The sequence below is a fragment of the Parafilimonas sp. genome, from assembly GCF_047606085.1.
Lineage (GTDB): Bacteria > Bacteroidota > Bacteroidia > Chitinophagales > Chitinophagaceae > Parafilimonas.
The window spans coordinates 1-7,928 of the sequence record NZ_JASGEX010000155.1; the positions used below are offsets into that span (position 1 = coordinate 1).

The 7,928-nt window shown below is 44.0% G+C and carries 6 protein-coding genes and 1 riboswitch; of the genes, 4 read left to right on the forward strand and 2 right to left on the reverse strand.

Annotated features, from left to right (window positions below; genetic code table 11):
• Positions 1–501 precede the first annotated feature (501 nt).
• Together QM629_RS13390 and QM629_RS13395 are read right to left on the reverse strand one after the other, a co-directional pair.
• Positions 502–1,965: a hypothetical protein gene (locus tag QM629_RS13390; protein WP_415160388.1), complete on the reverse strand. Its 1,464-nt coding sequence runs from the start codon at positions 1,963–1,965 to the stop codon at positions 502–504.
• Positions 1,952–2,512 carry an RNA polymerase sigma factor gene (locus QM629_RS13395; RefSeq protein ID WP_415160389.1) on the reverse strand — a complete coding sequence of 187 codons (561 nt, stop codon included), beginning with the start codon at positions 2,510–2,512 and terminating at the stop codon, positions 1,952–1,954. Before QM629_RS13395 ends, QM629_RS13390 begins: the two co-directional genes overlap by 14 nt.
• Before the next feature lie 405 nt (positions 2,513–2,917).
• On the opposite strand from QM629_RS13395, the gene QM629_RS13400 reads away from it, so the two are divergent.
• From QM629_RS13400 to QM629_RS13415, 4 genes are all read left to right on the forward strand, one after another.
• Complete coding sequence (locus QM629_RS13400; protein ID WP_415160390.1) at positions 2,918–4,393, forward strand: hypothetical protein; 1,476 nt, start codon at positions 2,918–2,920, stop codon at positions 4,391–4,393.
• Between the two features lie 25 nt (positions 4,394–4,418).
• Positions 4,419–4,643: riboswitch (cobalamin riboswitch) on the forward strand.
• Positions 4,644–4,790: 147 nt separating this feature from the next.
• Positions 4,791–6,650 (forward strand): TonB-dependent receptor plug domain-containing protein, encoded by a 1,860-nt coding sequence (locus QM629_RS13405; RefSeq protein WP_415160391.1) that lies wholly within the window; start codon positions 4,791–4,793, stop codon positions 6,648–6,650.
• Positions 6,651–6,791: 141 nt separating this feature from the next.
• Positions 6,792–7,013, forward strand: a complete 222-nt coding sequence (locus QM629_RS13410; protein WP_415160392.1) for a cysteine-rich CWC family protein — start codon at positions 6,792–6,794, stop codon at positions 7,011–7,013.
• Positions 7,014–7,149: 136 nt separating this feature from the next.
• Entirely contained in the window at positions 7,150–7,800 is a 651-nt protein-coding gene (locus tag QM629_RS13415; protein ID WP_415160393.1) for a diphthine--ammonia ligase, read from the forward strand.
• Positions 7,801–7,928 lie beyond the last annotated feature (128 nt).

A 7,928-nucleotide genomic window follows, 5' to 3' on the forward strand; every position in this document is an offset into this window, starting at 1 on the left:
AAACATAACCACTGGCACGTCATGCCCTGCGACGCGTCGGGGGCATCTCATACTTAGCGTGTACCAATATACATTTTATAAAGTCATCCTTGCTTATACAGCATGATTATGAGATTCCCGCCTTCGCGGGAATGACGTGCAGGAATGTGAGATAATCTTACATTCCTATAAAGCAGGTGCAAACAGCCAATGCACAAATTCATCCTGTGTTTACTATAATTGATGATGGGTTTTTGCTCCGGGCAGGCAACCAGGTCACAATATGTATATTCGGCCCGGCTGTTTTTACGGGCGCTGCCGTTTCAGATTTTATGCCTGCGCGCACTTGCGTGAGGGTTTTAAAAACTGGTGTATAAATCTGGCGAACGCTTTTGTAGTCGTCTTTAGAACATCCTGTACATAAAAAGGACAATGGCGATGCTTAAAGGAGGGTAAATCTTTTTCATCGCTTGGCGTTTATACCCTGACTTTTCTGCGCATGCAAACGTTGTAACCGCGTTCTTATTTTTTATGAAATAACAGGCCCGCTTTAATGCCGTAGTTCAGAAAATGATAATTGCCATTATCATTGTTTTTTGTGAAGTTGGAGAGGCTGTATGACGCCTGTGGCCCGGCATAAACTGCCATTCTTTTTCCTGTGTTGAATGTGAAGTTAAGGCCTGCCTGCAACTGCCATTGCGTTTTGCGCAGCAAACTATTTTTAGAAAAATAAATATTGCTTTCTTCATTATAAATAAGCGCATTTGAGCTGAGCAACTGCCTTATAGAAAAACCTGCATTATACCCAAACGCAAACTGCCTGTGCTGCAATAAATTTTGCCGAAAATAAACCGGCAGTTCTATAAAGCTATACTTGTTTATATAGCGCTCAGCAGTGCCGGGCCGGTAATAATTACTTACTGTATAGTCGGCGTTTACCGCATAGCTTGAATTGGTTCTGTTTCCTACATTAGACTTGGTGGAAAGCTGTGTAAAGTTTAAGCCTGCACCTGCTACGCTGTTTTTTGAAACCCTTCGCTGCACTTCCACACCAAAGCTATATGCGTCTGATGAAGTATAAGCATGCTTGTTAAACACTGTATCGCCGCCAATGATGGCGAAGGCGGAGGTTAGGAGGCCTTGCGGGGATGCTGTTGTGTTGTCTGCATCGTCAGTCAATCCTTCTATGGCGCCGTTTATCCCGTAAGAAGCATGCACGCCCCATTGCCATTTGGGCAATTGGGCGTGTTGTGCAGTTGTTTTTTTACCGGCATTAATGGCTTTTTCTATGGTTTTGGTTTGTGCGGCAGCAATTGAATCCGTGTTAATTGTTTTATTGCCTGCAACTGCGTTATTTGTATTCGCCGAATCGTTGTTTGCAGCAATAATAGCATCTGTATTCTTTTGTGAAGCATCAGCGGTTGCAGGTTTATTTTCTGCCACGGTTTCATTGCCTTTTTCTGCCGGTTCGTTTGTTACCGGCTGTTCAATGAAATTGTTTTTATCTGCATTGTTTGATAAATCGTTAAGCGAATAATCTTTTGCGGTGAGCGGTGCATTGGCTGCATAATTTTTGTCATTCTGCCTGTTTTTATTGATCGCCGCATCATTGCCTGACGGTGCAGGTTTTAAATTGTTCTCCGGTGCGGTTGCGGGAAGATTATCTGCTGCATCCTTTTTTATACTATCATTTCCTTTTATCGCCATGTTGCCCGTATCTTTCAGAGCGGGGCTATGATTTTTTGCTGATGTGCTATTTGCTTTTATTATGGGCGTGCCCGGGCTTTGCGGCTGCCTGTAAATGGAATAATACAAGAACCCACCGGCAAGAGCCAGGCCTGCAGCCAGCAAAAAAATGAAGGGCAACCTGCGCCGGCGTTTCTCCTTCAGCCTGCGGCTTATTTTTGCCCAGGCATCATCAGGTGGAGTGATCCTGAAATCCTCCATCAACTGCTTAACCTGTTTTTCAAACTCATTTTCCTGCATACCGCCGTTGTTTAATTGTCTCGTTTCCTTTTTCAATCCAGGCTACCATCATCGTTCTCGCCCTTGCATATTGCGATCTGGAAGTGCCGGTATGTATGCCCAGCATTTCACCAATTTCCACATGGGTGAAACCCTCTACCACATGAAGGTTAAAAATAGTCTGGCAACCGGTGGGCAACTGCCGTATTAAATCAGCTAACTCTTTTGCCTGTAAAAAAACCATTGGGTTTTCGGTAGATACCGGGTGAAGATGGTCTTCTTCAAATAAAAGCTCTGTGCTGTAGCGCTTGCTCTGCTTAAGATAATTCAAGGCTGAATTAACCATAATACGGCGTACCCATGCGCCCAGCTCTCCTTCTTCACGGTAATGCTGAAGATTACGAAAAACCTTTATAAAGCCTTCCTGCAAAACGTCTTCCGCATCGGCTGTAGATTTGGTGTACCTGTAGCAAACGCCAAGCATGTCAGCTGCAAAAAGATCATATAATTTTTTTTGCGCTTCTGATTTTCCTTTAAGGCAATTTTTTACAAGTTCTTTATAATCCATCCGGATGTTTAGCTGACAATGGCAAATAATAAATCGTTGCAATAAACAGGAGAAAATTTCCTGTATGCAGAAAAAGTTAAGCAAAAAGCAAACGCCGTGCCTTTTGGCACAAATACCTCTTTTAACCAAATTTATGATAAGTGCGCGGGTAAATTTGATCTGTCCGGATAATTGATTGAAGATTTTGTTGAGATCATTTTAGCGTCAGGTTGTGAGTTGTTAGCGGCGCATGGTGAAGTGAGCACAGGGTACTCTCACCACTCACTTTAAATACAACCATTCATCATTAATATAACATTATACTCCGCAAGGGATAAAAAAGTGAACCGTTTAGCCTAAAGAACTCACTAATTTATGCCTTGTAAAGTATAGTAAAATATAAGTTCATTAATAAACAGTGATAATATGAATACTTGTAAAATGGCATTAGGTTGTTTATGCATGGCCTTTCTTTTGGCGGCCTGCCACTCTTCTAAAAAACTGCAGAAAGATGCTGAGAAAGATAATTCCGGTAACCAGGCGCAAAAAAGCGATATGGCACGGCAGGGAAATTTTCCGCCGGGTGAGCCGCCGGGCCCGCCTCCCGGTGGTGGCCAGGGCCAGCCTCCCAAAGGCATGCCGCCAGGCAAAGGGCCGGGTGGTGGGATGCCTCCGGGAGGAATGGGATCTTCTTTTGACACATCCCTCATTAAAGCCGCACTGGTGGTGCAAAATGGCGCACAGTCAAAAAGCGGGGAAACAATTAAAGCAGATGGAGAAAACCATTCTGCCATTGTAACCTATAACCAGGCTCAGCTCACCCTGGATGGAGATACCATCATCACTTCCGGCAATACTTCGTCTAACGACCAGAGCAGCTTCCAGGGATTAAATGCCGCCGTTTTGGGCAGGGGTGAAAGTGTAATCAGGATGAAAGGCAATTCGGTAAAAACAACGGGCGCTGGCGCCAATGCCATTTTCGCCTACGGCAAAAGCATTATTTATTCGGCGGATGATGTTATTGATTGTTCCGCAGGCGGCGCGCATGGCTTAATGGCCAGCGGCGGCGGCACCATTGAAGCCCGTAATGTAAATATTATTACCCGCGGAGCCAACTCCGGCGCCGTTGCCACCGACCGTGGCAGTGGAAAGATTACCGTGACCGGAGGAACAATAAAAGCCATGGGGCCCGATGCGCCCGGCATATATTCCACAGGAAAAATAACGGTTTCTGATGCAGATATTACAGCTACCGGCGCAGAGGTGGCCGTGATAGAAGGCTCCAATTCTATTATTGCAAACAACAGCAGGCTTCTTTGTTCTTTCAGGAACAAGTGCGGGGTTATGATCTACCAGAGTTTCTCCGGTGATGCCGAGGGTGTTGACGGGCATTTTGAAATGAATGGCGGGTCGCTGAACTGTTCCGATGAGCAGGGGCCTCTTTTCTTTGTGACCAATTCAAACGCCAATATCTTCCTGCGTGGCGTGAGCATTCATGCTGCATCCGGTATTTTGGTTAAAGCGGAGTCCGGCCGCTGGGGTCAAAGCGGATCAAACGGGGGGAAAGCCAATATAAATGCGGATAAGCAGGAGCTCACCGGAGATTTGCAGGCAGATAAAAACAGCCTCATCCGGCTGTCGCTGAAAAACCATTCCAGGTTGCTGGGGCATATTAATGCCAACCGCGATGCCCAGCTTGTGTCGGTAGAAATAGATGCCACCAGTTCATGGGAGCTCACCAAAGATTCTTACGTAACCACAATAAAGGCCATTGTTTCAGGTGATAAGGTTGTGAACATTACCGGGAACGGGCATTCTGTTTATTATGATCCCAAACAGAATGCGCTGCTTGGAAATAAAAAATACACATTGGAAAATGGGGGATATTTAATTCCTTATTGATGCAGTTGCATATCATCAAATAACTACATTTGCCGCGATTTGGTTTTGAAGGATAATTGCCGGTATTAAAATAATTATCCAACAAATTAAAAGGGAATCCTGTTAAAATCAGGAGCTATCCCCGTAGCTGTAAAACCCCCATCTCCTGAAGGGATGGAAAAATCGCTTGATTTTTAGCCACTGTATAAAAACGGGAAGGCATCAAGTGGAGGGTTAAGCCAGAAGACCTGCCAAACGGAATATTATCTGAGCTTTCGGGTGAAAGGCAGAATGATAACCTCATCCGCGGCCATCTCCGTTTGTGGGAAGGGTGGATGAAAAGGTCTTCATTTCTATTATCCTGCACGAAAGCTCATTCTTCAACATCATTTAAAAAACATTCAAAGGAAGAATGAGCATGAAAAAAATTCTTGTTACAACCATTGTATTAGCGCTTATACAATTTGCCAAAGCGCAAACGGATTCATCAGGAAATTTATTGGATGAGGTGGTGGTTACGGCTGCCAAGGCGCCTAAAAAATTAAGTGAAACGGGCAAGGTTATTAAAGTGATTACGAAAGAACAAATTGAGAGCGCTGGCAGTAAAGACCTGGCGCAGATATTAAACGAACAGGCAGGTGTTACGGTTAACGGCGCTACGAGCAACCCGGGTAAAGACAAATCGCTGTACCTGCTTGGCGCAACAGATAAATATACCCTGATTTTACTGGACGGCATTCCCCTGAACGAACCGGCAGGCGTTGGCGGCAGCTTCGACCTGCGTTTGTTATCGCTTGATAATATTGAGCGCATTGAAATTTTGCAGGGCAGCCAAAGCACTTTATATGGCTCCAATGCGGTGGCCGGCGTGGTGAACATTATTTCAAAAAAGCCCGAAACAAAACAGCCGCAGCTAAACGGGCTGCTTACCTATGGCAGCTATAACAGCTTTAAAGGCAACGCTAACATAAGCCAGAAAACAAAACTGCTGGAATACGATTTGAATTACACGTATTATAATACTGATGGCATAAGCGAAGCAAAAGATACAACAGGCAAAGCCGGTTTTGATAAGGATGGGTTTACCCAAAATGCCCTGCAGGGAATTATTGGTATTAATATAACCGACCGGCTAAAGCTTTCCCCTTATTTCCGTTATACACATTTTAAGGGAGATTATGATGATGATGCGTTTACCGATGGCTCAAATGCTTATATCGCTTCACTTATAAACACAGGTCTTAACGGCAGCTATAACTACAGAACGGGCAGCCTGCATTTTAATTATGGCTACGATTTTACAAAGCGTGATTACAGGAGCAGTTATTCATACCAGTCGAGCGGGAAATTTAACCATGCGGAGGCCTACGTTAATCAAACTTTCAGCAGCAATGTACAGATGGTTGGGGGCGTAAGTTATCAATCCTATACCATGAAAGATGTGGACACCACCAACAGCATCATCAGCCCGTATATTTCCTTGTTTTTGCACAGCAATAATGGCTTTAACCTTGAGCTTGGCGGACGGTATAATCATCATAACCAATACGGCGATAATTTTACATACAGCTTCAACCCCTCTTACCTTATCAACAATACGGTAAAAATATTTGCTAACATTACGAGCGGTTTCCGGGCGCCTTCCATTGGTGAATTGTTTGGCCCTTATGGCGCCAATCCTGACCTGAAGCCGGAAAAGTCGAATACGCAGGAAGCGGGCCTGCAGGCATTCTTCCTGGAGAAGCAATTAACGTTTACCGTGAATGGCTTTAACCGCAATATCAGTGATGTAATTATTTACGGCCTGAACGGCTATGAAAATTTAAACAAGCAACATGATCATGGCGTGCAGGCCGAAGTGAACTATAACAATAAGCATTTGCAGTTAAGCGCATCCTATGCGTATATAACCGGAAAACTTACTGATAAATCTTCCGGGTCAGATACAAGTTATTATAACCTTGTGCGCAGGCCAAAACATGCCATAAAGCTGTCTGGCGGTTACAATATAACGCCTGCATTGTATGTAAGCACGAGCATACAGGTTACGGGCAGGCGCACAGACAGTTATTATGACCCGAATACATATATTTCATCGCAGGTGAGCCTGAATGCCTATACTTTATGGAATGCTTATGCGCAATATAGTTTTCTGAAGAAGCGCCTTAATGTTTTTGCTGATGTAAAGAACATTGCCTGCAATACAAATTATTACGAAGTGTATGGCTATGCCGTGCAGGGTACCACGGTAAATGCAGGCCTGCACTTTAAGCTGTAGGCCCGCAGCTCGTGGCTTGCAGCGTTTACTTAAAGTTTACAAGTTCACGGGGTTCACTTGTTCACGCGTTGTTTAAATAATGCAATCGTAAATTAAATAACGTAAAGTAAGGAGCTCATAGCGTTTATCAAAAAAACAGGTATGCCTGTACATGAAGAAAAAGTTTGTCCGCGTTGCGGTTGTGTCTTTGAGTGCAAGGCAGGCGATATAACGCAATGCCAGTGTTATGGCATACAGTTCAGCCTGGAAGAAAGGGTTTTTATAGAAGAGCGCTATCGCGATTGTTTATGTGCGGATTGTTTGCTGGAACTTAAAAACAGGTATGTGTTATTTAAAGAAAGATATTTGCTGAAACCAAAATAATTCTATGAAACCGAGCATGATATTTTTTTCTCACACAACCTGTCCCGAACCAGCCTCGGGAGGGAATGCCTGCCTGCCGGACAGGCAGGTACATGGCAAGGTTCCATCCGACAATTGAAAAAACAAACATTTACGGATGAAATCACCATCATTTTTTAACTGGAGCGGCGGAAAAGATGCTGCATTGGCTTTATACAAAGCCATGCTTTCAGAAAAATATGATATCCGGTATTTGCTTACAAGCTTTAACAGTGTTCATAACCGTGTATCCATGCATGGCGTAAGAAGGTCTTTAACTGAAGCGCAGGCTGCATCTATCGGGCTGCCGCTAACTGCAGTTGAATTATCTGAAGACCCGTCAATGGAAGAATATGAAAGCAAGATGCGTGAAGCATTAACCGGATTAAGAGACGGGGGCTGCTATCCAGCTATCTATGGCGATATTTTCCTGGAAGACCTGAGGGCATACCGTGAAGAAAAGCTAAGGCCTGGCGGCCTGGAATGTGTTTTTCCTTTATGGCAAACCGATACGGCTGTTTTAATAAAAGAATTTATACATGCAGGTTTTAAAGCTGTTATAGCCTGTGTAAATGCAGCGTTTCTTGACAGAAGCTTTTGCGGCAGGTTGATAGATGAATCTTTTATAAACGATCTGCCAGATAATGTTGATCCCTGCGGCGAGAATGGCGAGTTTCATTCTTTTGTTTTTGACGGGCCTATTTTTAAGGAGCCCATAAAATTTAAACAGGGAAGGATTATATATAAACAATCATTATTGTCCGGATAAGAATTATCGAATCTCTTGAAACCATTTGCCAGAGCGGGTTCTGGCCCCTCTCCTTTGGAGAACTTGTCCCGACCATTCGGGAGGGGTTGGGGTGAGGTCAAACATTGAAATACAAGATTTTAAATTAT

Bases quoted from the DNA above. Each gene is read 5' to 3' on its own strand.
- QM629_RS13395 (WP_415160389.1), bottom strand. From the start codon at position 2,512: ATGGATTATAAAGAACTTGTAAAAAATTGCCTTAAAGGAAAATCAGAA.
- QM629_RS13405 (WP_415160391.1), top strand. From the start codon at position 4,791: ATGAAAAAAATTCTTGTTACAACCATTGTATTAGCGCTTATACAATTT.
- QM629_RS13390 (WP_415160388.1), bottom strand. From the start codon at position 1,965: ATGCAGGAAAATGAGTTTGAAAAACAGGTTAAGCAGTTGATGGAGGAT.
- QM629_RS13415 (WP_415160393.1), top strand. From the start codon at position 7,150: ATGAAATCACCATCATTTTTTAACTGGAGCGGCGGAAAAGATGCTGCA.
- QM629_RS13410 (WP_415160392.1), top strand. From the start codon at position 6,792: ATGCCTGTACATGAAGAAAAAGTTTGTCCGCGTTGCGGTTGTGTCTTT.
- QM629_RS13400 (WP_415160390.1), top strand. From the start codon at position 2,918: ATGAATACTTGTAAAATGGCATTAGGTTGTTTATGCATGGCCTTTCTT.